The organism is Streptomyces sp. NPDC051286 (genome assembly GCF_044455345.1).
Taxonomy (GTDB): Bacteria; Actinomycetota; Actinomycetes; order Streptomycetales; family Streptomycetaceae; genus Streptomyces.
The window spans coordinates 212059-236100 of sequence record NZ_JBITER010000006.1; the positions used below are offsets into that span (position 1 = coordinate 212059).

Consider the following 24042-nt stretch of genomic DNA (forward strand, 5'->3'; position numbering starts at 1 on the left):
CCCCTCTAAGCCAGAAGCTGCAGGCCCGTAATGTGACCAGCCTGGCCTACGTCGCCACGGACGCAACCTCGCGGGCCCTCGACGACAGACGCCGCAAGTGGAGAGCCACGGACGAGAACCCCCTGGTCTTGCTGCACGACGGCCCCAAGACGCGCACTCCCGACCCAGGCGGCCGCACCAACAAGCGGGGCATTGCACTGATGCCCGAAGTCGTCGCCCGCCACGCCCGCGAATCCGGCGAGCGGGTGAACGGCGTGTACGAGGACGTAGAGACCCTCGTCCGTCAGCGCTACCGCCGGGAACTGGAGGATCCCCAGGAAGCGGAGCGGCTGCTCCTGACCCGCTCGACGTTCTGCACACGGATGAAAGAACTCGGCCTGACCGAGGAGTTGAAACAGACCACTCACCGGCGCTCCCGCCAGTCCAGCAAGCCGCCCCCTATACACACCGACGGTGGCGCTACGGCCGGGGCAGTTGGTGCACCCTTCCAAGAATCAGTGCCCTCCATCGAATCCGGAGAGGTTCGTACCGAGTCACGGTGACGGTCAGATGACTGATTCACCGGGAGGCTTGTGCGGACGAGGATCTAGGGCACCGGCCTCGCCCCCGGAAGGAACCCTGACATGAACGGTGAACAGTCCGGCCTTCGCGCGGACGAGGCAACGTAGCCACCGCACAAGGCGAACAGCGGGCGGCAAACGTCGGCCAATCGCTGACGGCCGACGGAGATTTCATCGGATCACCGGCCTCGTCCAGGCCGTCCTCACACTCCCTCTCGCCGCCTCAGCGTGAGTTTGGAAATGGCCGAATGTGCGCCCACAAGTTCGGGAAGAGCGATACGGCTCCGGCCGAGGCAGCGCCGGTTGCCGACCACTTAAAGCCACCACGACTGCCGTCGCTGTCATCCGAATCAGAAAGGGGAGCTGACCATGTCATCGGATTTCGTCCGCTATTCGCCGGAGATCGAGACCTTCGATCCGACGTACAGCGAGAACATGACCAAAATTCTCGACTACTGGAGGAAGAAGGTCGGTGAGTCGCCGGACAAGGAGGGCAGCGGACGGGCCGTGCGCGGTGCCCATGCGAAGTCATTCGGAGTCGTCCGGGCCGAGGTGGAGATGCTGGGCGACGTGCCCCCGGCCTACGCGCAGGGCATCTATGCGAAACCCGGTCGCCACGACGCGTTGATCCGCTTCTCCAGCGCCTCGAACCATTTGGGTCCGGATGCCCAGCTCGGGCCAGTCGTGGGCTTCGCGATGAAGATGTTCGATGTCGCCGGAACCAAGTTGTTGGGGGACGAGCCGAACTCGACCACGTTCGACCTCGTACTCAAGAACAGTCCGACCTTCATCGCGAACACGGCGAAGCACTATCTGTTCATCGAGGATCTCGGTGATCGGGTCGGTGAATACCTGGCGCAGGGGCGGGCCGGGTTCCATCAGTTCTTGGCGGACTACCTCACGGGCAAAGGCACGCTGGAGCAGTCGGACTGGGCGTGGGAGGAGATGTTCGCTTTCGTGAAGACGGCGGCCCAGACGCAGGTGCGCAATCCGCTGCAGGGCACGTACTGGACGATGGCGTCGGTACGCCACGGGGACTATGTCGCCAAGGTCCGGGTCGCTGCGGTGGCCGAGAACGCCGAGAACGTGATCCATCAGAAAATGGACCTCAGCAAAGGGCCGGACGTGTTCGGTCCGGCGCTGGTGGACGAACTGCGCGCACGCGCCTTCGATTTCGACCTCCAGGTGCAGCTGTGCACGGATCTCACGGCGATGCCGGTCAACGACGCGACGGTGGAATGGCCGGAGAAACTTTCGCCGTTCGTCACCGTCGGACGGGTGCACATCCCCCGCCAGGACATCTCCACGGCGGATCCCGAGAAGAGCGACGCTCTGGCGTTCAACCAATGGCGCGTCACGTCCGCCCATCGACCGATGGGCGAAATCATGGACGTGCGACGCGTCTATTCGGAGTCGGCCAGGATTCGCCGGGAGATCAACAACCAACCGCAGCGCGAGCCGGTCAGCGCAGACGAAGTGATACCGCTGCCACAGGGCTGAGAATAACGCTCTGACCGCCTTCCGTCATCGATGCGGGGTGCAGCGCGGGGAGCGAGAAAAGGATCGAAAGGAAGAGTAATGCCGGAATACCTCATCTCCCAGAATGACCCTCGCGGTGAGCGTGTCGAGCAGATGGCCGCGGCCAAGGCGGCGCACACCTACGACATGATGTACGGATTCCCGGTGTCCGCGGGGGCCGACGACGGCAACGGTCCGAGCGCGGCCTGGCAACTCAAGGCCATCGAGGAGCAGGAGCGGATCCGGCTCAACCTGCTGAAGCTCCGGCGCCGGGGTAAGTGGGACTTCGTCAACGAGCTGCAGCCCCTGGCACCTCGCAAGCTTGCCGCAATGGTGCATGACTACGACGTGGGCGGGCTCCTGGACTACTTCATGCCCACGCCCGGCCCCCGCAGGGACGCCGACGCGGTCAATACGCTGAAACAGTTTCAGGAGATTTTCACGGTCATCAAGCCGCCGAGCGTCGTGGACTGGTGCGAAACCGACGAATACTTCGCCGAGATAATGGTCGCCGGACCGGACCCGACACGGCTGAGCCGGCTGGACACGGTGCCCGGCAAGTTCCCGATCACCGGCGAGCACCTGCACAGCGTGCCCGAGTTGGCACACGACACGCTGGAGTCCGCCCTGGCCGCCGGCCGGGTCTACTGGGTTGACCACGAGCCGATGTCCGTTCTGAACAACGGACATCACTACCAGGACCCCAAGTACATATACAGCCCGATGGTGGCCTTCGCGGTTCCGCGTACGGGCGGGGCCATGCGCCCCTTCGCCATCCAGTGCGGACAGGACCCGGCCGGACGCGAGATCTACACGCCCGCCGACGGCTACTCCTGGAAGCTGGCCAAGAACTGCGTGCTGGCCGCGCACAACACCTACCACGGGGTGTTGACCCATCTCGCGTTCACGCATCTGATCAGCGAGGCCGTGATGCTGGCCGCGGTTCGCAATCTCGCGGCGGTGCACCCGGTCGCAGTGCTGCTGCGACGTCACTTCGAGGGCACCATGTCGATCAACAGGCTCGCGATCGAGGTACTGATCCAGCCGGGCCGTGCAGTCGAGTACGTGATCGGCTCGGATCTCAAGAGCACCTACCCGTTCATCGCCGAGCACCGGAAGAACTTCTCGTTCACCGGCAACTACCTCCCGAGGAAGCTCGCCCGTTCGGGCACCGACGGCCTGTCCGGCCTGCCCCATTACCCGTACCGTGACGACGGCCTGCTCGTGTGGACGGCAATCCGGCAGTGGGCCGACGAGTTCGTCAACGCGTACTACCGGTCCGACGCCGAGATCCGCGCGGATCACGAACTGCAGGCGTGGGCGGCCGAGGTGGCTTCGCCCGAGTACGGCGCCATCCGTGACTTCGGTGCCGGTGCGGGGACGATCGCCGACCGCACCGACCTCGCCGAAATCCTCACCATGGTGATCTGGACGGCCGGCCCGCAGCACGCCGCGGTCAACTTCACGCAGGAGGAGCACCTGGGCTACCTGCCGGCCAACCCGATCGCGGGCTTCACCGAGGAGCCGCGCGGCCGCGACCACACCATGCAGGACTGGCTCGCCAATCTGCCGCCGCTCGACGTAGCCGTCCAACAGCTCTGCACCATGCACTTTCTCGGTGTCATTCACGAGACGAAGCTGGGCCACTACGGAGACGACTTCAAGCGCACTCCGGTCGCCGATCGTGTGCGCGCATTCCAGCGGAGCCTCTCAGCCGCCGAGGACGAGATCGTCTTGCGCAACCGACGCCGCCCCCACGACTACGACTACCTGCGGCCGTCCCTGATCCCGAACAGCACGAACATCTGAGGAGGAGAGAAAAGTGCTCGCCTACCGGCTTTTGCAAGCTCAGAACCGACCGGAGTTCCAGGAGGTGACCGAGCCGCACGCGGGACCGGGCCAGGTGGTCGTCAAGGTCGCCGGTTCCGGTCTCTGCCACACCGACTTCACCGTCATCGGCCGCGACCTGGCCTACTGGAAGAGCAATCCGCCGCCCTTCACCCTCGGCCACGAGGTCGCCGGGTGGGTGGAGGAGGTGGGCAGCGGTGTGACGAACTTCCGCATCGGCGACGCTGTCGCGATCGCCCCGTCCTGGGCAAGCTGCGGACGCTGTCACATGTGCCGCTCGGGCGACGAGAACCACTGCCTCTACCAGAAGGGCATCCGCGCTGCCGGTGTCGGATTCGACGGCGGACACGCGCCGTACATCCTCGTCCCCGACGCTCGGTTCCTGGTTCCCATCGGCGACCTGGACCCGGTCCAGGCAGCGCCGCTCACCGACGCGGGCATCACGACGTACACCGCGATCAAGTCCGCGCTGCCGCGGATCTGGCCCGGCAGCACCGCGGTCGTCATCGGTGCCGGCGGGTTGGGGCTCTACGCAATCCAGTTCCTTCGCCTGCTGACCGGCGCCCGCATCGTCGCGGTCGACTCCAGCGATGCCCGGCTGAAGCTCGCACGCGAACTGGGAGCCGACGACGTCTTCGCCGGCGGTCCCGATGCCGCGAAGCAGATACGCGAGCTCACCGGCGGGATCGGCGCGGCCTTCGTGCTGGACTGCGTGGGGGTGGACGCGACGCTCGCCACCGGAGTTACCGCCCTCTCCTGGGGGGGCAGACTCACGATGGTCGGTGCCGGCGGCGGTTCGGCTCCCTTCGACTTCTTCCAGATGCCGCCGGGCGCCGAGCTGACGACCAGCCTGAACGGCGGCAACATAGCCCTGCAAGAGGTCATCGGCCTGGCGGCGCTGGGCCAGCTCAAGATCCTCGTGGATCGCTATCCGCTCAGCGCGGCACAGCAGGCGTACGAGGACTTCGAGCACGGACGGCTGGTCGGTCGCGCGGTGCTCATGCCCGGACAGGACTGATCAGGTGCGACGCCGCTGCCCCGCCACGCGCTGGGCCCACTTGTAGCCCGGAGGGGCCACCGTTTTGATGTCCGTCGACGAGCCCTTGTGCGTGGCCAGGTAGTCCTTGTCGAGGCAGGCACTCACACTCGTGGCACGGTTGCCGTTGGCCGCGTCCTGGGCCCCGTGCTGGACCCATCCGCAGCTGGAATCGTCGTCGTCACCGTCGCCGGTCCGTCGAGGCTTGGGTGAGGGCTTGGGCTCCGGCTCCTCCTCGGCGGAGTCTTCGACGGCTCCAGCAGCGTGCCGTGCTCGACTTCGACGACCAGCACCACATCCTCAACCAGGCGTGGTCCCCGATCGGCGGGATCACCTTCTACCCGGGCTACGGCGAGGACCGCAAGAGCGTCCTTGTGGACCCGGCCGTCACCCGCATCTCCAAGGTGCACGGCAAGAGCCCCGCCCAGGTGCTGCTGCGCTGGGGGCTCCAGCAGGGCCGCTCGGTCATGCCGAAGGCCGAGGATCAGGAGGACGCCGCCGGAGATCTGTTCCAGGCGCTTGCGCACCTGAGCTCGCGTGACGACGGTCTTCATCCGGCCGACGAACCACACGTACGTGGTGTAGTAGCCGACCTCGAAGGTGCCCCAGACGGCCGCGAGAGCGATCATGGCGGGTAGGTGAGGGGCGCCCGTGGGGACAAACTGCGGGAGGAAGGACATCGCGAAGACCGCGGCCTTGGGGTTGGCGAGGTTCACCAGAAGTCCCGCACGGTGGGAGGACCAGCCGGTGCCCGTCGTGACCGGCTTTACGGCACGAAGTTGATGCACTGCACAGGGTTCATGCCGTACGCGGGATCCGCTGCGCACGGCCGTGGAGCCGGAGCGCCGTTACGATCTCGACGATGCCGACCGCGACCAGCCACCAGCCGGCGACCAGGGTGAGCACGGCGATCGAGTTGAACGGCGAGATGATCAGCACGATCCCCGCGATGAAGGTGACGACGCCGAGGAAGGCCTGCCAGCCGCGCGCGGGCATGGTGGGGTCGTGAACGGCGGCCAGAGTATGGGTGATTCCGCGGATCAGCCAGCAGATGCCGATCCACAACGCGAGCAGCAGGATCGACTCCAAGCGACCCCGGAAGCAGAACAGGCCCAGCAGGATCGACAGGGCGCCGCTGATGAAGGCCAGGACACGCAGCGAAGTCGCCTTGTGCGTGCCGAAGGCGGCCGCCAGTTGGAGCGCGCCGCTGAGAATGAGGTAGATGCCGAAGAGGATCCCCGCGACCAGCAGGGACGGGCCCGGCCAGGCCAGGATCACGATCCCAAGGATCAGGGAGGTGATGCCGGTGATCAGGACGACCTGCCAGGCGGTGCGGGAGAGGTGGTGCAGGAACCCCTCGAAGGGTGGCTCCATGTAGCCCAAGGGCGGTTTCGGCGCATGCACGTCACCCGCGGCCTGGGCATGGCCGTCGTTGTATTCCGGTCCCCGGGGGGAGCCGCTCTGTGCGTCAGTCATGATCCATGCTTGTACCGGGCATGGGCGCCCCGCCACCTTCGCCGGTCCACTCGGCTGACGGCGGAGGCACGGGGCCCGGTGAACGGGGCCGGTGAGCGGGCCGTATCCAACCGGTTCCTGTCAGCCGGGAACCCACGGGCATGCGGCGACAGAGCATCGCCCATCTGGACCGGGCGCGGGCGACGGGACCCGCTTGGTCCAGCAGGCCCAGGTGGTACGACACCGTGGCGGGACTGAGGAAGTGACCTGCCGCGGGCCGTGCGGTGGAAGCCGGTCGCGCCGGCGCCGCGAGCAGCCCGGCGCGGGTGGGGCCGAGCAGACTGGCCGGCTCGGCGGAGGGAGCGGTCGGCGCCGCGGTCCTGTCACGCGCGGGGTAGTTCGGCAAGGGCGGCCTACGCCCGCCCCGCACCGGTCCGCTGCCACGGCACCACCAGCGACGGCACCGCGACCACCAGGGGCACGGCCAGCGCCACCGTGAACCCGCTCTCCACTCGCAGCGTGCGTCGGCCCACCGGATGCCGGGGTGCAGCGAGTCGAAGAGTTGGGCCGCACCACGCCAGAACGCCGGCGCACCGTTCGACCTCCGATTCGGGGGCGCTCCTCGCGGCCTCTCAGTGCAGGGTAAAGGCCAGGTCCCAGTAGCGCCGCAGTTCCTCTGCGGCGCTACTGGCCGACATGCCCGCCGCCCCAGGCCATCGCCCCCCTGTACCTCCGGGAGCAGCTCCGGTCCGGCCAGGACGTTGCACGAGCGGCCGTCGCGCAAGGCCTTCAGCTCGCTCAGGACACTTTCGGGCGGGGTGGAACGGACCGGTTCCGGTTCCTCCTCGAGGGTAGGAACGGGCCCGGACGGGTGCGAACTGAGGAAATCCGGCACATGGCCGCCGCCGTCCGGGGCCAGCTCCGACAGCGGCGGCAGCCGTGCCCGGCGAAGCACGCGCCGGGCACGCGCGACCCGCGGATCGGTGTTCGAACCCGGGTGCAGGGCCGCGCGCAGGCCCCACATGAGCAGCGTCGCCGCGACCTCGTGCAACGGCGAGATCGCGAAGCGGTAGCAGGCCTGCCCGGTGGCATCCATGGTGAGCTCGATCGTGGCCCCCGCTGTCTCCCGTTCGCTGGCCCTTCGAATGCCGCGTTGCAGGCCGTTAGCCTGTCGGTATGTCAGAGCGTGTCATGCCGGGTCGCACGGACGGCCTGATCACCCTGGTTGCCGCGGACGCTCTGTGGGTCGATTTGACGGCCGACAGTGCTGTGCCGACGGCTTCCGGGGCATTCACCTGCTCTCCTGCCCGTGCCCAGGTGAGGTACGTCCTGCTCGGCGGCCATGTGGTGGCGACGGTGAGGGTGAGCAACGGTCGGTGGAGTGTTCCGGAGGTCGAGGTGCGCCGGGCGGCCGCGGAACTGAACGCGGTTGGGATGGATCGGCAGGACCTGGTCCGCATCGGTCCGTTTCGTGGGGCGCCGAGGCAGGAGTGCAACGAGCAAACGCCGCTGCGTTGGCGCCGGCGCATCACGGGGGAACTGCAGGAGCTGGGCGGCGACCCTGAGCGGGCAGTCGGCCGGCCGTACCATCTGGCGGGGATCGACTGGCGACAGATACTCGTGGAGCAGACCCGCGACGGGACGCAGCGCACGTGGTGGCTGCCGCGCGCTGTGGTCAGGCTGCTGGACGCGGCCGAGCACGCCGAAACGCAGTGGGTGCAAGCTGCGCGGACCCGCCAGGCAAGCGCAGCCGTCACCGAGGCGCCCTCCCACCCCCGGCAGGCCCGAGACGCCGGCGGTCGGCAGAAGACGAGCCCCGAGGGCCCCACCGCCTCTCTGCGTCCGTACAACAAAGAGCTGGAAGGCCAGCTGTATTCGGTGCTCAGCAGGAAGGCCGGTACCTCCCGCAGGGTGGCTGGGTGGGCGTGCGCCGTCTGCCGCGCTGCGCCCGCCACCGTGCTCGATCACTGCCACGAACACGGCTACGTCCGCGCCCCCGTCTGCCAGTCCTGCAACACACAGGAACGCCCCGACCACCTGTACAGCAACGACATCCGCGTGGCGAACCGCTACACACGCCTCTTCCACACCGACACCGACGACTGGCTCCGCCACTGGCACCGCTGCCCCGGCTGCCGCGCACGCACCACCCTGCCCCTGCCGCACCTCGCCGCATGGACCGCCCACACAGCCTGCCGATCGCTGCGCCCGACCCACCGCGCCCCCCGCGGGCGCAAGCCCTGCGGTGTCCTGCGCGTCTCCTGGACGGGCAGTCAGAACGCGCCCCGTTCCTGCCTGCTCACTGTCGCCGTCGACTTCTGCCCATCCGGCGAGCACCGTGTCCTGGCGCGAGTCCCCTACCGCGAAGCCGCCGAGCGGTTTCGTGCCTGGTTGGCCGAGACGGCCCCTGCCGTGGCCGCCGCGGCCGGTCCTGACCGCCTGGACGGCCTCCCTGCCCAGTTCCGGCCAGTCATCGCGGACACCAGCGGCGAGGACCTAGCACTGTTTTGAGCGGGCACCGGGAGACCTGACACCCCACCGTCGCCTCGCAGCTGCCGGCCCCCGACACGGTCACCCCGCACGCCCCAGCGAAATGCGCAGCAGAGTCCCGCGGCGCAGTGCGCGTCACAAGATCGGCGTGCTGCTTGTCACCGAGGGGGCCGGGAACGGGTCACTGCAACGGACCGTCGCGTTCCGTCCGATCAGCCTTGGCTGTCGGGGACGCTGCGCCGCCGGAGCCTTCGGGGGTCCTGCGAGGGCCTCGGCGGCGGCTGGTGGTGCGATCAGCGGCCGGACCAGACCGGGTCGCGTTTCTCCGCGAAGGCGCGTGGGCCCTCGAGCGCGTCGTCGCTGTCCCTGCGCTTCTCCTCCCAGGTGTACCGGGCGGTGAACGCCTCCTCGAGCGGCATGTCGAGGGAGGCGAGGGTGGCTTCCTTGATGGCGCGTACCGCGAGCGGGGCGCTGCGGACCAGGTCGTTCGTCCACTCCTCGACACAGCGGTCGAGCTGGTCGGCCATCACGACCTCGTTGACCAGCCCGAAGTGCTGGGCCATCGCCGCGATCATCCGGCGCCCGGTGAGCAGGTACCCCATCGCGGCCTTGAGCGGCAGTTGGCGCGCCAGCCGGAACGCACCGCCGGCGCCCGGAACCAGTCCGAGCTGCGCTTCGGGCAGCGCGAACACGGCGTGGGCCGCCGCGATGACGATGTCGCAGGCCAGGACGAGTTCGAAGCCGCCCCCGAGGGCATATCCGTTGACCCGGGCCACCACGGGTTTGGAGAGGGTGAACCTTTCGGTCAGCCGGGGCCAGCCGGGCCGGCCCCGGCTGCCGAAAGTCGTCGGTGGAGCCCCCTCCGCATTGAGCCGGGCGCGTTCCTTGAGGTCCTGTCCGACGGAGAAGGAGCGGTCGCCGGCCCCGGTGAGCACCGCGACCCGGATGTCGTCGTCGGCCTCGACGTCGTCCCAGATCACCGCGAGTTCCTCGTGCATCCGGGTGTCCATGGCGTTCAGGACGTGGGGACGGTCGAGGGTGACGTGGGCGACGTGCCCCTGCTTCTCGTAGCGGACGCGGGGACCGCAGGGAGTCTCCGTCACGAGGCACCACCGCCGAAGCGGCCCACCTTCTGTATGACGTCCTCGCCGTACAGGCGCAGGGCCTGCTGCAGCGCGAACTCGGCCATGTAGCACCGGAATTCCTCCGGCGGCTCCTCGGCCAGGTTGAGCATGGTGCGGTTGGCGGGCACCGCGGGCGCGGAGAGCCGCTCGACCGCCCTTTCGACGGCGCTGTCCATGTCCCCGGGTTCCACGACCTCGTCGACGAGGAGACGCGCGTCGGGTTCCGTCGCCCAGATCCGGCGTCCCTGGAGGATCACCTGGCGGGAGATCCGGGGCCCGGTGTGCCGCCCGAGCCGGAAGTTCCCGGCTCCCGGCACGATACCCTCGCGGGCGGCGGGAAGGCTGAAGTACGCGTCGGACGCGGCCAGTACGTGGTCGAAGACCAGCAGCAGCTGCATGCCGCCGCCGATGGCGAACGTGTCGACCGCGGCGACCCACGGTTTCTCGGACCCGCGGGTATGCCAGGTGCCGGTGCCGTCGTCCTCGCTCAGCACTCCCCTGACGAGTTTGTGGATGTAGCCGAGTTCACGGCGGAGCAGGAAGCCGACCAGGGAGATGCCTCCGGCATGCAGGCTCTTGAGGTTGATGCCGGCGCTGAAGACGCGCTTCCCGCGGTAGCGGGGGTGGGTCATCTCCCCGCCGCGCAGCACCCCCACCCGGACCTGAGGGTCGAGCAGGGCGAGGTCGACGGCCGTCTCCATGTCGTCGACCTGGCGGTCGTCCTCGGCATTGAGGCAGTCGTCGCGGCACATCGTCAGGTGCGCAGCGCCGTCGCGCCGCTCCAGCCGGACCGAGCCGGTGTCCACGACGCCGGTCCGGGTGAACTCCGGGAGCAGCCGCAGCGCCCTGGGCGTGGGCTTGAGCATGGCGTCCATCAGATGCGGGCCGGCCGAGGGCGATCCGAGGACCGCCCTGAGGAAGATGCCCTGGTCGATCTCGTAGCCTTCCTTGTCGGCCTGCGGCCGGCTGCGCTCCGAGGCGAGCTGTGCGGCCGTCGGTACCAGACCCGGGAAGGCGGCCGCGGCGGCCTCGACGAGTTCGGCGATCTTCAGGCTGCGGGTGCGGCCGTCGGTGAGCCCGTCGTACACGGCGTCCGCGTGCGCGTCCAGGAACCGGGTGCGCAGCGCGCGGGCGGTGTCCTTGGCGGCCGCCGCCTCGGCGCGCTGCTCGGGTGACCGCGCACCGGGCGACGGCAGGGACAGGAGCACCTTCTCGACCTGCCGGGTGGTGTCGGCCAGGCCCGCCCAGACGTCGAGGGTCTCCTGCCGGCCAGAGACGGTCGCGGTCACGAGGCCTCCTTCACTGCTGCCCCGCGCAGAGCGCGGTCGGCCGCGGCCAGATGGGCGCCGAGGGCCTGCTCGAAGCTCGTCGTCGTCGCGTCGAACAGCAGTTGACGCCGGATGGCGAGCTCCTTGCCGGCCGGTGCCGACGTGCTGGACGTGAGCCGTGCCGCGGCGGCGTGCGCGGCGGCGTGGTCGTCGGCCAGTTCGTCGACGAGGCCGAGCGCCAGCGCTTCGGCAGTGTCGATCGGGGCACCGAACAGCACCGCCCTCCGCACGCGTGCGGCTCCGGCCTGCTGGACCAGCCGGTACAGGGCCATCCCGGGCCAGGTGGCCTCGCCGTCGACCGGGACGAGCAGCCGGGTGCCGGGGGTGGCGACGCGGACGTCGGTGGCCAGGAACGCCTCCAGGGCCGTGCCTCCGAGGTCGCCGGTGGCCACCGCGGCGGTGGCCACCGGGAGGCGCTCCAGCCGGCGCAGCGCGCGCTCCCACTTGGTGACCAGGGAGATGCCGAGGCCGCCGGTCCAGCCCGCCGCGGGGGCGCCGGAGACCTCCACGGTCACGATGCCCGGTCCGGGCCGGTTCTCGGCCTCGTCGCAGACGGCCGTCACGGCCTTGACCGCTGTGGCCGACACGGGCTCGGTTCCGTCGATTGTCAGGGTGAGCACCTTGCTCTCCGTTCCCGTCACCACTGGATCAGCGCGGTTTCGATGGTGGACCCGGGCCCCATGGTCATGAGTACGCCGTACTCACCGGGCCGGGTGACTGCTTCGTCGAGGAGCCGTTCGTAGGAGAAGAGGAACGATCCGCTCGACACGTTGCCGTAGTCGCGCAGGACGCCGACCGTGTGCCGCAGGTCATGCCGGGTCAGGCCGAGGTTGACGGTGACGGCGTCGATCACCTTCTTGCCTCCGGAGTGCACCAGCCAGTGCTCGATGTCGCTCCTGCGCAGACCGGTCCCGGACAGCAGCCGGTCGACGACGAGTTCGGCGTGCGCGCCCACCACGTACGGGATCTGCGGGTCGAGGAAGAAGCTGAACCTGTCCTGCGCCCGGTCCCAGTCGTAGCGCATGGCGTCGATGGCGTCGGGGATGAGGCAGCTCGCGAACTTGAGGATGCGGGGCCCCTCGGGGGCGATCGCCGCCTCGTCGGCGGGGCCGGTGTCCGCCATGAGCGCGACGGCTCCAGAACCGTCGCCGAAGAGGCTGTTGACAACGGCGGTGCGCATCGTGTCATCCATGGCGTAGGCCGCGGAACACGCCTCGGAGCAGAGCACGACGGCGAGTTCGCCGGGGTGTGCGGCGGCCCAGCCGGTCACCACGTTGAGGGCGTTGAGCCCGGCGTTGCAGCCCATGCCGACGATGTCCGAGCGGCTGCAGTGACGGTCGATGCCCAGTTCCCGGATGAGCTGGGCGCTGAGTCCGGGGGTGAGGAAGCCGGTGGACGTCACGCAGCACAGGTGACGCAGGTCGGAGAGTTCGGCACCGGCCCGCTTCAGGCAGGCCTCCAGCGCCTCGGCCCCCATCCGGACGGCCGTCGCCTTGTGCTTGTCGAGGAGGTCTCCCTGCGGCTCGGAGACGCGCTTGCCTTCGCCGTCCTGAGGAGGCAGCGCGAGGAACCGCCTGTCGATCGCGCTGTTGAGGAAGACGGAGCGGATCCGCGGATCGGTGATCCGGAAGGCGTCGAGCACTTCCTGCTGGGAGTAGGAGTCGTCGGTGGTGGCGGTGCCGACCCCGATGATCCGGGCGAGCGGCGGCAGGACGCCGGTCCTGGGCGGTTCGGTCGTGGTACTCGGGCTCATCGGAAGGTCCACCCCCACATGCGCGGCTTGCTGCGCGGCTTGTTCGCGGACGTGCCACTGGTCACGTGCCTCGCCTTTCCGTCAAAACGGTGCTGAACGGGTGCTGTGCGACGGGTGTTTCTGTCATGACGCCGCGCTCGCGCTCTGCGCCTCGATGAAGCGCGCGAGCCGCGCGGTGCCGTCCTGAATCTCCGCCAGGGTCAGATAGCTGGTGGACAGCCGGATGGCATGGTGGCCACCGCCCGACGGATGGAAGTACGCCATCGGCGTCCAGATGACGCCGAAGTCCTGGGCGGACCGGGTCAGGGCCGTGTTGTCCGCGCGGAAGGGGACCTGGAGCTTGAGGAAGAAGCCGCCGGTGGGCTCGTTCCAGCGCACGCCGAGGGCCGCCCTGCGGTCGGCGGGCAGGCACGCGTCCAGATACTTGAGCGTGGTCCGCATCGCGTCGCCGTAGTACGCGGCGGGCTCGGAGTTCAGTTCCGAGATCCGCCCCTCGGCGGCCAGGAGTGTGCCGGCGACGACGGCCTGGCTGAGCGAGGACGTGTTCACCGTCACCATGCTCTTGATCTTGACGAGTTCGTCGGCGAGCAGGCCCTCGTGGCCGGAGTCGTGCAGCACACGCTGGTCGGCCACGGCGAAGCCGACGCGGGCCCCGGGGAAGACGGTCTTGGAGAACGAGCCGAGGTGGACGACGGTGCGCGCGCGGTCCAGCGACTTCAGGGTCGGCAGCGGCGAACCCGGGCTCACCCTGCGGTAGGGGCTGTCCTCGAGGACGAGGAAGCCGTGGCGCGCGGCGAGTTCCAGCAGTGCGGTGCGGGCCTGTGCGCCCAGCGACGTCCCGGACGGGTTGGAGTGGTCGGGGACCACGTAGAAGGCGCGGGGGCGGCGTCCGCGCGCCAGTTCCGCCAGGACGGCGGCCTCGACGTCCTCGACGTGCAGACCGTCCTCCCGCTCGTCGACCGCCGTGACGGGGACGTCGAGCAGCCGGGCCGCGCCGGTGATGCCGACGTAGCACGGGCTGGCGGCCAGGAGTACGTCCTCGGGGCCGGTCATCAGCGCGCGGAGGACCAGCAGCATGGCCTCCTGTGCCCCGACGGTCACGACGACCGACTCAGGGGGCACGTCGATGTTCTCGTCGGCGCGCAGCGAGTCGGCGATGATCTCCCGGATCCGGCCGGCGGTCGGACCGTACTGGTACATGGCCGTGCGGATGTCCTGGGACGAACTGCCCTGCGCCGCTAGGTGATCCAGGTAGCGGCGCATGTGGGTGAAGATCTGCTCGGTCTCGAAGAAGCCGTCATACGGACGGCCGGGCGCGAAGGAGATGGCGTCGGGATGGCGGAACGTGATCTCGTTGAGGAAGTTCATGGTGTCCAGCACCGGGTCGGACACACTGGCGTGCAGGTCGCTCTGGCGTACGTCCGCCGTCCGCAGGTCCGCCGTCGTCCGTGCGGACCGGCCCGCCGCCCGGCGGGGAGCCGCCGGCGGCGCGGGCGCGGTGCGGATCGACTCGGGTCCGATGTCAGCGGTCGAACCGGCTCCGGTGAACGCCATCGCCTCCGTCAGTTCGCGGACCAGCTCGGCGGTCTCCTCCCGCGTGCCGGCGTGGTCGGTCACCACGGCGTCGGCGCCCAGGGCCAGCGCGACGAGGATGTCGGCTCCCCTGCGGACGCCGCCACGGAGCAGGACAGGGCAGCGCCCCGCCACGGCCGCCGCGATCGCCGGAAGCGCCGGTAGGGAGTCGAAGACGATTCCGTCCGCGCCGGCCGCCACCGCGTGCTCGGCGTCCTCAGCGTCCTCGGCCGTTCCGCCGATTCCGTCGACGAGCAGGAGGAGGCCCGTGGCCGAGCGCAGCCACTCGAGGTCGGCCCAGCCGGCGGGGCCGGCGGGAACGGGGGTGAGCAGCGCCTCGACCCCGGCCTCGGCCGCCCGTCCGACGAGCCGCCGTGCGGTCTCCCGGTCCCGGAGAGGGAGGGACCGGAGCCACAGCGGCCCGCCGGAGCCGGTGGAGGGGCGAGTGGACGCCTGCCCGTCGGCCGTGTCCGACTCCGCCGGAAGGAAGGTCGAGTTCACCACTGCCTGCAGGCCAGTCGCGTCCACCACCGCCGGGAGGCCGGCGGCGGCTGCCGCCCGGACCAGGGCGGCCTGGTCGTCGGGGCGGGCCGGCCCGGCGGGCGGGCCGAGCACGAGCGGTGCCTGCCAGGTCCGGCCGAAGAACTTGCTCGCCGGATCGGGCGGTCCGGGCTGCCTGGTGCCGCCCGGCCTCAGTCCGACACGGTCGAACGCCTCACGATTCAAGGCGGAGAGGAGTTCCGGGTCCGGCCGCGCACCGTGGTCGCCATCGCGTCCGGCCATCGTTTTCCCCTTTGCGGTGTCGACTGGTGAAAATAGGTGGTTTCTTTTCGAGGCTCGAATTTCACCGGACGGCGCACGAGGGCAGCCATGCGGAAAACGGTGGTGAAGAACGGCGCGTTCGCTCGTCCCGGTGCGTTGCCTTTTTCGGCGATACTCACCTTCGTCGGAAGCCTGCCCGGCTCACTTTCGACGACAGGCTCCTCCATTCGCCTTCTGTATGTCCAGGGTGTTCGGGGTGAACGGGAATTCGTCAGGTGATGCGCCGGACGAGTTCGGGGCCGGCGTCCGCGACCGATGTGGTTCCGGTGAGGGTCATCATGTCGGCCAGTTCGTTGATGACGAGGTCCAGCACCTGTGCCGCGCCGTCCCGCCCCGCCACGGCCAGGCCGTGCAGCACCGGAGGTCCGAGCAGTACGGCGTCGGCGCCCAGCGCGAGGGCGGCCAGCACGTCGCCTCCGCCGCGGACGCCCCCGTCGAGGAGGACGGGACAGGCTCCGCCCACCGCCGACGCGACCGGGGGAAGTGCGTCGACGGTGGCCGGGGCCGGACCCGGCCGCCGGTCCCCGCGGTGGGAGACGACAATGCCGTCCACACCTGCTTCGACGGCCTTTCGGGCGTCGGAGGCGGTGAGTACGCCTTCCAGAAGGAGCGGCAACGGGCTTACGGCACGCGCCCGTTCGACGAGGGACCCGGTACGGCCGGGGGCGTCCGCTCCGAGGACCAGCGCCTGGACGCCGGCCCGTTGCGCGTCACGGATCAGTTCGCGATTCGGGGCATGCCCGCGGTCATGGGAGATCCGTAGCCAGAGCGGCCCGGAGGCGGCCGCGACGATGTCCCGCAGGCTCCGCCCGGCGACGTCACTCACCACGAGCGGCAGGCCGGCCGACCCGGCGACCGAGGCCATGACGACCTCGCCATCGACCATGGCGACCTCGCCGTCAAGCCGGGCCCGGTCCTGGTCGTCCGGGGACACCACGACGACCGGGGCCGCCCAGGTGCGGCCGAGGATCCGGGTCTCGGTCTCGGCGAACAGGTAGCGGTCGAAGCCCGTGACGGGCCGGGGCCGCAGTCGCAGGCGCGCGAACGCCTCCCGGTCCGCCCGTGGGACCCACTCCTTGGCCGGTGCCGCGCCCTGAAGGGCGTCGTCCAGGGCGGGCCGGGCGGCCGGGCCGGTGGCGGAGCCGCGGTACGTCATCGGTACGCCACTCCCCCGCCGGGAAACGTACAGACGGCAGGGACGGAGCCGTCGGTGCGGAACGCCAGGTACGGGTGCCCGTCGGCCACGGCCAGGGTCACCCGCCCGGAAGGACCGCGGACGACGGCCGTGTCCGTCCGCTCCTCCCACCGGCCCGCCGCAGGACCGGAGGGGTGGCAGGAGAAACCGAGGGCGTCCCGGTAGAAGTCGGCACAGGCGCCGGGCGTGCCCGCTCCGGGGCGCAGACCGACGTGGTCCAGTCCCCGGATCGAGCCTTCCGGCCGGAGGGGCGCGCCCGGTTCCGGCACCCAGGTGCGGCCCGAGGGCAGGCCGCTCACGGTGACTCCTCCGGGCGGGAGCAGAGTGTGGGCGACACCGCCCGCCCCCGTCAGGGCGGGGTTTCCCCCCAGGGAGTCGGCCGTCACCGCGTCCGCCGCCAGCGCCGCTTCGAGGGTTTCACCGACGTCGTCGCACACCAGGGCGACATCGGCGATGCCGTCCCCGTAGGTGTCCAGAAATCTCCAGGTCACCGGGCCAGTGGTGATGAGGAGACTCACCTCCCCCTGCCGCAGCAGTACGGAACTCCTGTCGACACCCACCCAGTCCGCGGTGCGCGCGAACCCCATCGCCGAGACGAAGTGATCGGCGACGGACTGCCTTTTGCTCGTGTACAGCTCGACATACGCGATGTCTCGCACAGCCATGGCGTGCCTCCCGACGGCGGACGGTCACTGAGCTCCGGTCACCAGCGCCATTCCTGCTGGCCGAACAGGTGGCCAGCCTTGATTCCGCGGTCCGCGCACCAGGTCATGAACTCCTCGATCTGCTTGATCTGGTACGTGTCCTCGTTGTAGGTGGTGGCCATGACGTGGCCCAGCCAGGGCTCCTCGCCCATGGCGTACACATACGCCTCGGTGGCGCCCAGCTCGGTCATGATGGCCGCGGCCTGCTCGGCGTTCGAGCCGGACAGCTTGCGCGAGTTGCTCATCTTCTTGGTGACCGGCTTGGTCAGCAGCGCCTGGTACAGCCAGGTCAGCGGGGCGCCGTCGCACTCCATGCCCAGGAAGGCGATGTCGGCCGTGCCCAGGTGCTCCCGGATGTAGCGGTAGAGCGTCGGGGCGATCCCGGAGGAGTCGGCCCCGACGAACGCCGACCGGCCGGCCAGGTCCACCCAGTACGTCGACTTGCTGCGGATGTCGAGGTCGCAGTGCTCGCCCAGGAATGGGGTCGCCACCACCTTGCCGCCGGGGAAGGGGAACTCGTCGTAGTCGTCGGCCTCGACGACCGGGAATCCCAGCTGCTTCAGGTACAGCCCGATCGACGGGTCCTCCAGGTTGCCCCGGGAGGAGCGCGGCACGACGATCGTCCCGATCCGGCCGCGCAGCTGCAGCAGGGTCTCGAGGACGATGTGGTCCTGGTGCCCGTGCGTGATCAGGACCAGGTCGATGAAGTCCGGCAGGTCGTCCAGGGTGTAGCGGTCCTGCGCCGAGCTGTCGGCGCTGATGAACGGGTCGGTGACGACCGCACCCTCGGCCGTCTGCAGGACGAGGCACGCGTGGCCGAAGTAGCGGATGCGGCCGCCGCCGTCGATGTGGCGGTCCTTCGACACGCTCGGCGTCGGGCTCAGCAGGCCGGTGAGCTGCGCCGCCTGAGCGTCGTTCAGCTCCAGTTCCTCACGCAGCCGGCTCAGGGTCGTCGGGTTCACCCGGGCCTTGAACAGCGCCTCGAGTCCGGGGTGGCGGAAGGGGATCTGCAGTTCCAGGACGTCCGGCGAGGGAAGGCGCGGGGTGCTCAGGATGAACGGCCGCTCCACGCCCGGCTCCAGCGACAGCTGCACCGACTGCCTGGCCTCGGTGTACACCGGGCTCTGGTAGACGAGCGGCTCGATGAACCGTACCGCCGCCTGGTTGTCGGTGTCGTACGCCAGCTCGACCAGTCCGCCGAGCTCGGCGGGCAGCTTCGGGTACAGCGGGGTGAGGTCGAAGCCGGTGGCGTTCGCCCGCAGCAGCTCCTGGCCTTGGGCGATCGCGTCGGCGAGCCGCAGCATGTCGGCCCGGTCCCGCTTGATGTCGTCGAGGAGCTGCCGCACCTGGTCCCTCTGCTCCTCGCCGATGTTGACGAAGAAGCCGCCGCGCAGTTCCGGATTGTGGCTGGCCGCGATATGCACCTGCGGCGACTGCAGATAGGACTCGAGCATCGGCACCTGCAGAAATGCCAGATTCATCGATGCCTGTACAGGAGCAACAGTGTGGAACCACGCGTAAAAGCGGTCCACTAGCGGCTCGACTATCGCCTTCGACCGAAGAAACAACGGCTGATCAGCCATATGTACCCCACCTTCCTGGATGACCGAGCGAAATCTGGAGACAAGGGCACCGTCGCGATCACGCACCTCGGTAAAGGCCGTGCTTGCCCGCAGCACTATGACGTGCGGCCGGTGTGCAGAACAACCCGAACAACCCCGTGGGAATTGCAACGGCGCCGTTCAACTGACGCACCACCGCAGTTGAACGGCGCCGTCGGGCACCGCGGGCTATTCCGTTGTCACTTCTTGCCGCGCAGTGCGGCGCGCCATCAGTCCTCGGTCCAGCCGTGGCTCTCGGCGAACTTCAGCAACTCGTGCCGGATCTCCAGGATCTGTTCCGCGGTCAGGCGCGGGCCGGCCTTCAGCAGCAGCTCGGTGACTTCCCGGGAGAACTCCTCCGCATCGAGCACGTCGCACGTCGGGTCCGCCGTGGCCGAGTTCCTCGCCGAGGGCGCGGACGACGCCGCGGGAGCGGCCGCGGGCCGGATCGGCGCCGGGACGGCGGGCGGCGCCTCGGCCCCATGCGCGAGCCGGACGGAGGAGGCCTTCGGCCCGCGGTCCCCCTCCTCCACCTCGAACTCGACCTCCAGCCCGGGGCGCAGGTACGACTCGGGTATGAGCAGGTCGTTCACGTGCAGGAACACGTCCTCGCCGCCCGCCTCGGGAGCGATGAACCCGTAACCCCGGTTTCCGTCGAACCGCACAACACGTCCGGCAACCATGCCAACCAACCCCCAACAGGACCGGGCCCCTTGCCCGGACACACTCGCCGGATCTTAGCTCCGCCGGATCCACCCCGCGAGGTATGCTCCGTCGCCGGACCTACATCCCCGGGGTGATGCGGCCGGGAGGTTACCTCCCCTGATTGATGACCGGTTCGTCCTGCAGCCTCTAGCGTCTTTTCCATGACCATTGAAGGCAGCTCGGAGCAGGTCGTCGTACAGCTCGACAACGTGCGCAAGGAATTCGGCGACTCCGTCGCGCTCGACGGTGTGTCGCTGGAGATTCGTGCCGGTGAAGCGGTGGCGGTGATGGGGCCTTCGGGCAGCGGCAAGTCGACGCTGCTCAACATGGTCGCCGGGCTGGACCGGCCGACCTCCGGGCGGGTTGTCGTCCAGGGGGAGGACCTGGGGACGCTCGGCGAGAAGGGCCTGTCGCTGTTCCGGCGTCACCGCATCGGCATGGTCTTCCAGTTCTTCAACCTCCTGGACGACCTGCCGGCGCTGGACAACGTGGCGCTCGCAGGGCAGCTGACCGGGACCCCGGCCAGGCAGGCACGCCAGCGCGCACTGGCCCTCCTCGAGGAGCTGGACATCGCCGACCGCAAGGACATCTACCCGGCGGCGCTCAGCGGCGGCGAGCGCCAGCGCGTGGCCGTCGCCCGTGCCCTGATGAACCGTCCGGCCCTGCTGCTCGCCGACGAGCCGACGGGCGCTCTGGACAGCCGGTCCGGCGAGCATGTGATGGATCTGCTGCTCGACCTGAACCAGCTCGGGCAGACGCTGCTCATGGTGACACACGACGAACGCCTGGCCACGCGGTGCGCCAGCCGGGTGATCGAGGTCGCTGACGGCCGGGTGGCCCGCGAGCGGACTCTGGAGCGGAGCGCATGAAGGCTGTATGGCGGGTCGCACGTGCGGCCGTGCGGCGCAGGCGGCTCCAGACCGTCGTCATCGGCGTCGTCATCCTGTTCTCCACCATGTCGATCGTGGTCGCACTGGGGCTGCTGGAGTCGGCCTCGGCGCCGTTCGACCGTGGATTCGCCCAGCAGCGCGGCCCGCACGCAGTCGCGGCCTTCGACCGTGACAAGGTGTCCGACGACCAACTGAGGCGGGCGGCGCGCCGGCCCGGGGTGGAGGCCGTCGCGGGCCCCTTCGAGCAGGCCGTGCTGAACATCCCCGAGGGCGTGTCCCGCATGGTGCGGGGCCCCCAGAAGGTGGTGGGCCGCGCGGACCCGGGCGGAGACGTGGACCGTCTGGACCTGTGGCAGGGGCATTGGGCGACCGCGCCGGGCGAGATCGTCCTGCGCCAGTTCCCGCCGTCGCAGAGCGCGCTGCCCTTCGGCCCGAAGGAGGATCCGCTGCCGGTCGGCGAGAAGCTCGAGATCCCCGGCATGCCGACGCTCACCGTCGTCGGGTACGCCTACAGCCTGAGCAAGACGGCCGACGCCTGGGTGTCGCCGGAGCAGATCGCCGGCCTGGGACCGACCACGTCCCAGATGCTGTACCGCTTCTCCGCCGCCGGGAGCGACTCCGCGGTCAAGGCCGGCCTGGCCTCGGTCGTCGAGGGTCTGCCACGGGACTCGTTCCTCGGCTCCAACTCGTATCTCGCCATCAAGCGTGAAGTGGCGTCCGGGCTGGGCGCGTACGTGCCCTTCCTGATGGTGTTCGGCTGCCTGGGGCTCCTGTCCGCGCTCCTGATCGTCGCCAACGTGATCAGCGGCGCGGTCGTGTCGGGGTTCCGGCACATCGGCACCCTCAAGGCCCTGGGCTTCACCCCGCACGAAGTCGTGGCGATCTATCTCGTGATGGTGTCCATCCCGGCGATCGCCGGCTGTGTGCTGGGCGCCGGGCTGGGCAATCTCATGGCGCGGCCCCTGCTCGTCAACGCGTTCAGGGGCATGGGTCTGGGGAACGTCGGCGTCAGCCCTCTGGTGAACACGGTCGCGCTGCTGGGGATGCCCGTCGTCGTCGTGCTCGCCGCGCTCATCCCCGCCCTGCGGGCCCACCGGCTGTCGGCGGCCGAGGCGATCAGCGCCGGCAGCGCGCCGCGCATGGGTCGCGGGCTGAGGGTCCAGCGCCTGCTCGGCGGCACCCGGCTGCCGCGCCCCGTCAGCCTGGGGCTTGGCCTGCCGTTCGCCCGCCCGGGCCGCACGAGCCTGACCATGGCGGCGATCGTGCTCGGCGTGACCACCGTGACCTTCGCGACGGGACTGGTCAGGACGGTGGGGGAGTACGCGGACACCTCCGCCCACAAGGGCGCCGTCCAGGTCACGGTGAACCGGGGCAACCCCGTCAAGGGGGTCGAGTCGAAGCGGGGGGACGCCGCGACGGAGGCGCTGCTGCGCGCGCAGCCCGGCACGGCCGAGGTGACCGCCCGGCTGACCCTCGCGCTGTCGCTCGTGGGGTCCACGGAGAGCGTGGAGGGACAGTTCTTCCGGGGCGAGTCGTCGGCGCTGGGCTTCGAGCGGGAGATCGTGAAGGGGCGCTGGCTGGACAGGCCCGGTGAAGTGGTCGTCACGTCGGGCTTCCTGAAGGAACGCGGCCTGAGCGTCGGCGACCACCTCATGCTGGAAAAGGACGGGCGGCGGACCCGCGTCACGATCGTCGGCGCGACCATGTCCGGCGAGACCTCGAACCTCTACTCCGTATGGCAGACGCTCACCCCGCTCGCACCGGCGTACAAGCCCATCCAGGTCCAGTACCTGGTCAAGCTGGACCCGGGCACGGACGTCGACGGCTACCTCAGCTCGGTGAAGTCAGCCGACCCCGGCCTGTACCCGAAGGACTCGACCGGTTCGGACAACTCCTTCGCCCTGGCCATGATCAGCCTGGCGACGACCCTCACCCTGGTGCTGGGGACGGTGGCGGCGCTCGGCGTCTTCAACACCGTCGTGCTCAACACCCGGGAACGGCGCCGTGACCTGGGCATGCTGAAGTCGATCGGCATGACGCCCCGTCAGGTGATCGCCATGATGCTGACGTCCATGGCGGCGCTCGGAGTGGTCGGCGGGCTGATCGGCATTCCCCTGGGGGTCACCGCCCACCGGCTGATCGTGCCGATGGCGGGCGAGGCGGCCAACATCGCTCTCCCCGCCTTCCTGATGGACGTGTGGCACGCGCGGGAGATCACCCTGCTGGCCTTCGCCGGGACCGTGCTGGCGATGCTGGGCGCATTCGTCCCGTCCCGGTCGGCGGCACGCCTGACGATCTCGGAGGCCCTGCGCAACGAGTGACCCGCAGCAGTGAAGCCCTGGAGGCAGGCGGCCTGCCGCCGGGTTGAACGCTGCACCGGACCGAAGCCCCCGTGCAAGGATGACGTGCTTTTGCAACTCCCTGCCGTTTTCCGGCCGTTGTCGCCGGACCACCACAGTGAGGAGCCCGGTGGGCATGCTCAGCCGCGACGATGTGGACCGGGCCCGGCGGCGACTGGCCGGCCGGGTGTGGCGGACGCCGGTCGTCCGCTGCGAGGAGCTGGACGCGCTGGCCGGCGCGCGGCTGTGGCTGAAGGCCGAGAACCTGCAGCGCGGCGGTTCGTTCAAGGTCCGGGGAGCTCTCCTGGCCGTCGAGCAACTGGCCGCCGCGGGCAGCCGCGGAGTGATCGCGCAAAGCACCGGCAATCACGCCATCGCGGTGGCGCTGGCCGCCGCGGAGCACAAACTGCCCACGGTGGTCGTGCTGCCGTCCGACGCGCCGGCGGCCAAGGTACGGCGCGTCCGGGAGGCCGGCGCCGAAGCGGTGCTCGTGGGCACGACGCTCGCCGAGCGGGTGGCCGTGGTCGAGGAGCTCCACGGGCGGTACGGCTACGACGTGGTCGACCCCTACCAGAACCCCCATGTGGTCGCCGGCCAGGGAACGGCCGTGGCCGAACTGATCGGTCAGGTGACCGCGGCAGCCGGCCGGCTGGACGCGGTGGTGGTGCCGATAGGCGGCGGAAGCGCCGTCGCCGGTGCCTGCCTGGCGGCCACCGGAGAGGATCTGGCCGTGGTCGGCGCCGAGCCGGAGAACGTTCCGGCGTTCACCGCCGCGCTGCACGCCGGCGGGCCGGTGACGGTGCCCTCCCAGCACACGCTCGCCGACGGGCTGCGCCCCGACCGCATCGGCGATCTGCCCTTCTCCCTGGCCCACCGGGCCGTCACCGGCGTCGTCACGGTGCCGGAGGCGGCCATCGCCGAGGCGATGCGCGCCGCGCTCCTGCACGCCCGGCTGCTCGTCGAGCCGGCGGCGGCCACCGCGCTCGCCGCCGCCCTGGTCGGTGCCGCCGACGGCGCCACCGACGTCGGCGTACTGCTCAGCGGCGGGAACGTCGAGCCCGGCCTGATCGCGTCCTTGCTGACGGACCGGTGAGGCCGGGCC

At 69.9% G+C, this 24042-nt stretch carries 20 protein-coding genes and 1 pseudogene; 8 read left to right on the plus strand and 13 right to left on the minus strand.

Annotated elements, in window-relative coordinates; translation table 11 throughout:
* Positions 1–32: 32 nt before the first annotated feature.
* The 4 genes from ACIBB8_RS09330 (at position 33) to ACIBB8_RS09345 (ending at position 4944) form a co-directional block, all read left to right on the plus strand.
* Positions 33–542 carry a hypothetical protein gene (locus ACIBB8_RS09330; RefSeq protein WP_398950051.1) on the plus strand — a complete coding sequence of 170 codons (510 nt, stop codon included), beginning with the start codon at positions 33–35 and terminating at the stop codon, positions 540–542.
* A gap of 387 nt (positions 543–929) precedes the next feature.
* Complete coding sequence (locus ACIBB8_RS09335) at positions 930–2060, plus strand: catalase family protein (protein ID WP_398950053.1); 1131 nt, start codon at positions 930–932, stop codon at positions 2058–2060.
* A 78-nt stretch (positions 2061–2138) separates the two neighbouring features.
* Positions 2139–3887, plus strand: coding sequence for a lipoxygenase family protein (locus tag ACIBB8_RS09340; protein ID WP_398950055.1), 1749 nt, complete (start codon positions 2139–2141; stop codon positions 3885–3887).
* 64 nt (positions 3888–3951) lie between these two features.
* The gene (locus ACIBB8_RS09345) at positions 3952–4944 is read left to right on the plus strand and encodes an NAD(P)-dependent alcohol dehydrogenase (protein WP_398950057.1); all 993 of its coding nucleotides are present in this window, start codon (positions 3952–3954) and stop codon (positions 4942–4944) included.
* Here the strand turns inward: ACIBB8_RS09345 and ACIBB8_RS09350 are convergent, their stop codons facing one another.
* The 3 genes and pseudogenes from ACIBB8_RS09350 to ACIBB8_RS09360 form a co-directional block, all read right to left on the minus strand.
* A complete protein-coding gene (locus tag ACIBB8_RS09350; RefSeq protein WP_398950059.1) occupies positions 4945–5070 on the minus strand; it encodes a hypothetical protein in 126 nt (41 codons plus the stop codon). It lies immediately after the preceding gene.
* Positions 5071–5432: 362 nt separating this feature from the next.
* A pseudogene (locus tag ACIBB8_RS09355) lies at positions 5433–5711 on the minus strand (LysE family translocator); the annotation flags it as partial.
* A 49-nt stretch (positions 5712–5760) separates the two neighbouring features.
* On the minus strand, positions 5761–6438 hold the full coding sequence (locus ACIBB8_RS09360; RefSeq protein WP_398950061.1) for an HdeD family acid-resistance protein: 678 nt from the start codon (positions 6436–6438) through the stop codon (positions 5761–5763).
* 1155 nt (positions 6439–7593) lie between these two features.
* On the opposite strand from ACIBB8_RS09360, the gene ACIBB8_RS09365 reads away from it, so the two are divergent.
* Positions 7594–8928 carry an endonuclease domain-containing protein gene (locus ACIBB8_RS09365; protein ID WP_398950064.1) on the plus strand — a complete coding sequence of 445 codons (1335 nt, stop codon included), beginning with the start codon at positions 7594–7596 and terminating at the stop codon, positions 8926–8928.
* Between the two features lie 272 nt (positions 8929–9200).
* Here the strand turns inward: ACIBB8_RS09365 and dpgD are convergent, their stop codons facing one another.
* The 10 genes from dpgD to ACIBB8_RS09415 form a co-directional block, all read right to left on the minus strand.
* Positions 9201–10010 (minus strand): enoyl-CoA-hydratase DpgD, encoded by an 810-nt coding sequence (gene dpgD, locus ACIBB8_RS09370; protein WP_398950066.1) that lies wholly within the window; start codon positions 10008–10010, stop codon positions 9201–9203.
* The gene (dpgC, locus tag ACIBB8_RS09375; protein ID WP_398950131.1) at positions 10007–11269 is read right to left on the minus strand and encodes a (3,5-dihydroxyphenyl)acetyl-CoA 1,2-dioxygenase DpgC; all 1263 of its coding nucleotides are present in this window, start codon (positions 11267–11269) and stop codon (positions 10007–10009) included. The genes dpgD and dpgC overlap by 4 nt, the downstream gene beginning before the upstream one ends.
* Before the next feature lie 47 nt (positions 11270–11316).
* Positions 11317–11979, minus strand: coding sequence for an enoyl-CoA-hydratase DpgB (gene dpgB / locus ACIBB8_RS09380; protein ID WP_398950068.1), 663 nt, complete (start codon positions 11977–11979; stop codon positions 11317–11319).
* Positions 11980–11996: 17 nt separating this feature from the next.
* Positions 11997–13112, minus strand: a complete 1116-nt coding sequence (dpgA, locus tag ACIBB8_RS09385; RefSeq protein ID WP_398950070.1) for a 3,5-dihydroxyphenylacetyl-CoA synthase DpgA — start codon at positions 13110–13112, stop codon at positions 11997–11999.
* A 123-nt stretch (positions 13113–13235) separates the two neighbouring features.
* Complete coding sequence (locus ACIBB8_RS09390; protein WP_398950072.1) at positions 13236–15467, minus strand: aminotransferase class I/II-fold pyridoxal phosphate-dependent enzyme; 2232 nt, start codon at positions 15465–15467, stop codon at positions 13236–13238.
* Positions 15407–15673 (minus strand): hypothetical protein, encoded by a 267-nt coding sequence (locus ACIBB8_RS09395; protein ID WP_398950074.1) that lies wholly within the window; start codon positions 15671–15673, stop codon positions 15407–15409. Before ACIBB8_RS09395 ends, ACIBB8_RS09390 begins: the two co-directional genes overlap by 61 nt.
* Positions 15674–15717: 44 nt before the next feature.
* Positions 15718–16662: an alpha-hydroxy-acid oxidizing protein gene (locus ACIBB8_RS09400; protein WP_398950076.1), complete on the minus strand. Its 945-nt coding sequence runs from the start codon at positions 16660–16662 to the stop codon at positions 15718–15720.
* Positions 16659–17366, minus strand: coding sequence for a hypothetical protein (locus ACIBB8_RS09405; RefSeq protein WP_398950078.1), 708 nt, complete (start codon positions 17364–17366; stop codon positions 16659–16661). Before ACIBB8_RS09405 ends, ACIBB8_RS09400 begins: the two co-directional genes overlap by 4 nt.
* A 38-nt stretch (positions 17367–17404) precedes the next feature.
* The gene (locus ACIBB8_RS09410; RefSeq protein WP_398950080.1) at positions 17405–18988 is read right to left on the minus strand and encodes an MBL fold metallo-hydrolase; all 1584 of its coding nucleotides are present in this window, start codon (positions 18986–18988) and stop codon (positions 17405–17407) included.
* Positions 18989–19236: 248 nt separating this feature from the next.
* A complete protein-coding gene (locus ACIBB8_RS09415; RefSeq protein ID WP_398950082.1) occupies positions 19237–19689 on the minus strand; it encodes a cold-shock protein in 453 nt (150 codons plus the stop codon).
* Positions 19690–19872: 183 nt separating this feature from the next.
* Here ACIBB8_RS09415 and ACIBB8_RS09420 point away from each other — a divergent pair, with 183 nt between their 5' ends.
* The 3 genes from ACIBB8_RS09420 (at position 19873) to ACIBB8_RS09430 (ending at position 24033) form a co-directional block, all read left to right on the plus strand.
* Positions 19873–20580 carry an ABC transporter ATP-binding protein gene (locus tag ACIBB8_RS09420; protein ID WP_398950084.1) on the plus strand — a complete coding sequence of 236 codons (708 nt, stop codon included), beginning with the start codon at positions 19873–19875 and terminating at the stop codon, positions 20578–20580.
* Complete coding sequence (locus ACIBB8_RS09425) at positions 20577–22922, plus strand: FtsX-like permease family protein (protein WP_398950086.1); 2346 nt, start codon at positions 20577–20579, stop codon at positions 22920–22922. Before ACIBB8_RS09420 ends, ACIBB8_RS09425 begins: the two co-directional genes overlap by 4 nt.
* Positions 22923–23076: 154 nt before the next feature.
* Positions 23077–24033 carry a threonine/serine dehydratase gene (locus ACIBB8_RS09430; RefSeq protein ID WP_398950088.1) on the plus strand — a complete coding sequence of 319 codons (957 nt, stop codon included), beginning with the start codon at positions 23077–23079 and terminating at the stop codon, positions 24031–24033.
* Positions 24034–24042 lie beyond the last annotated feature (9 nt).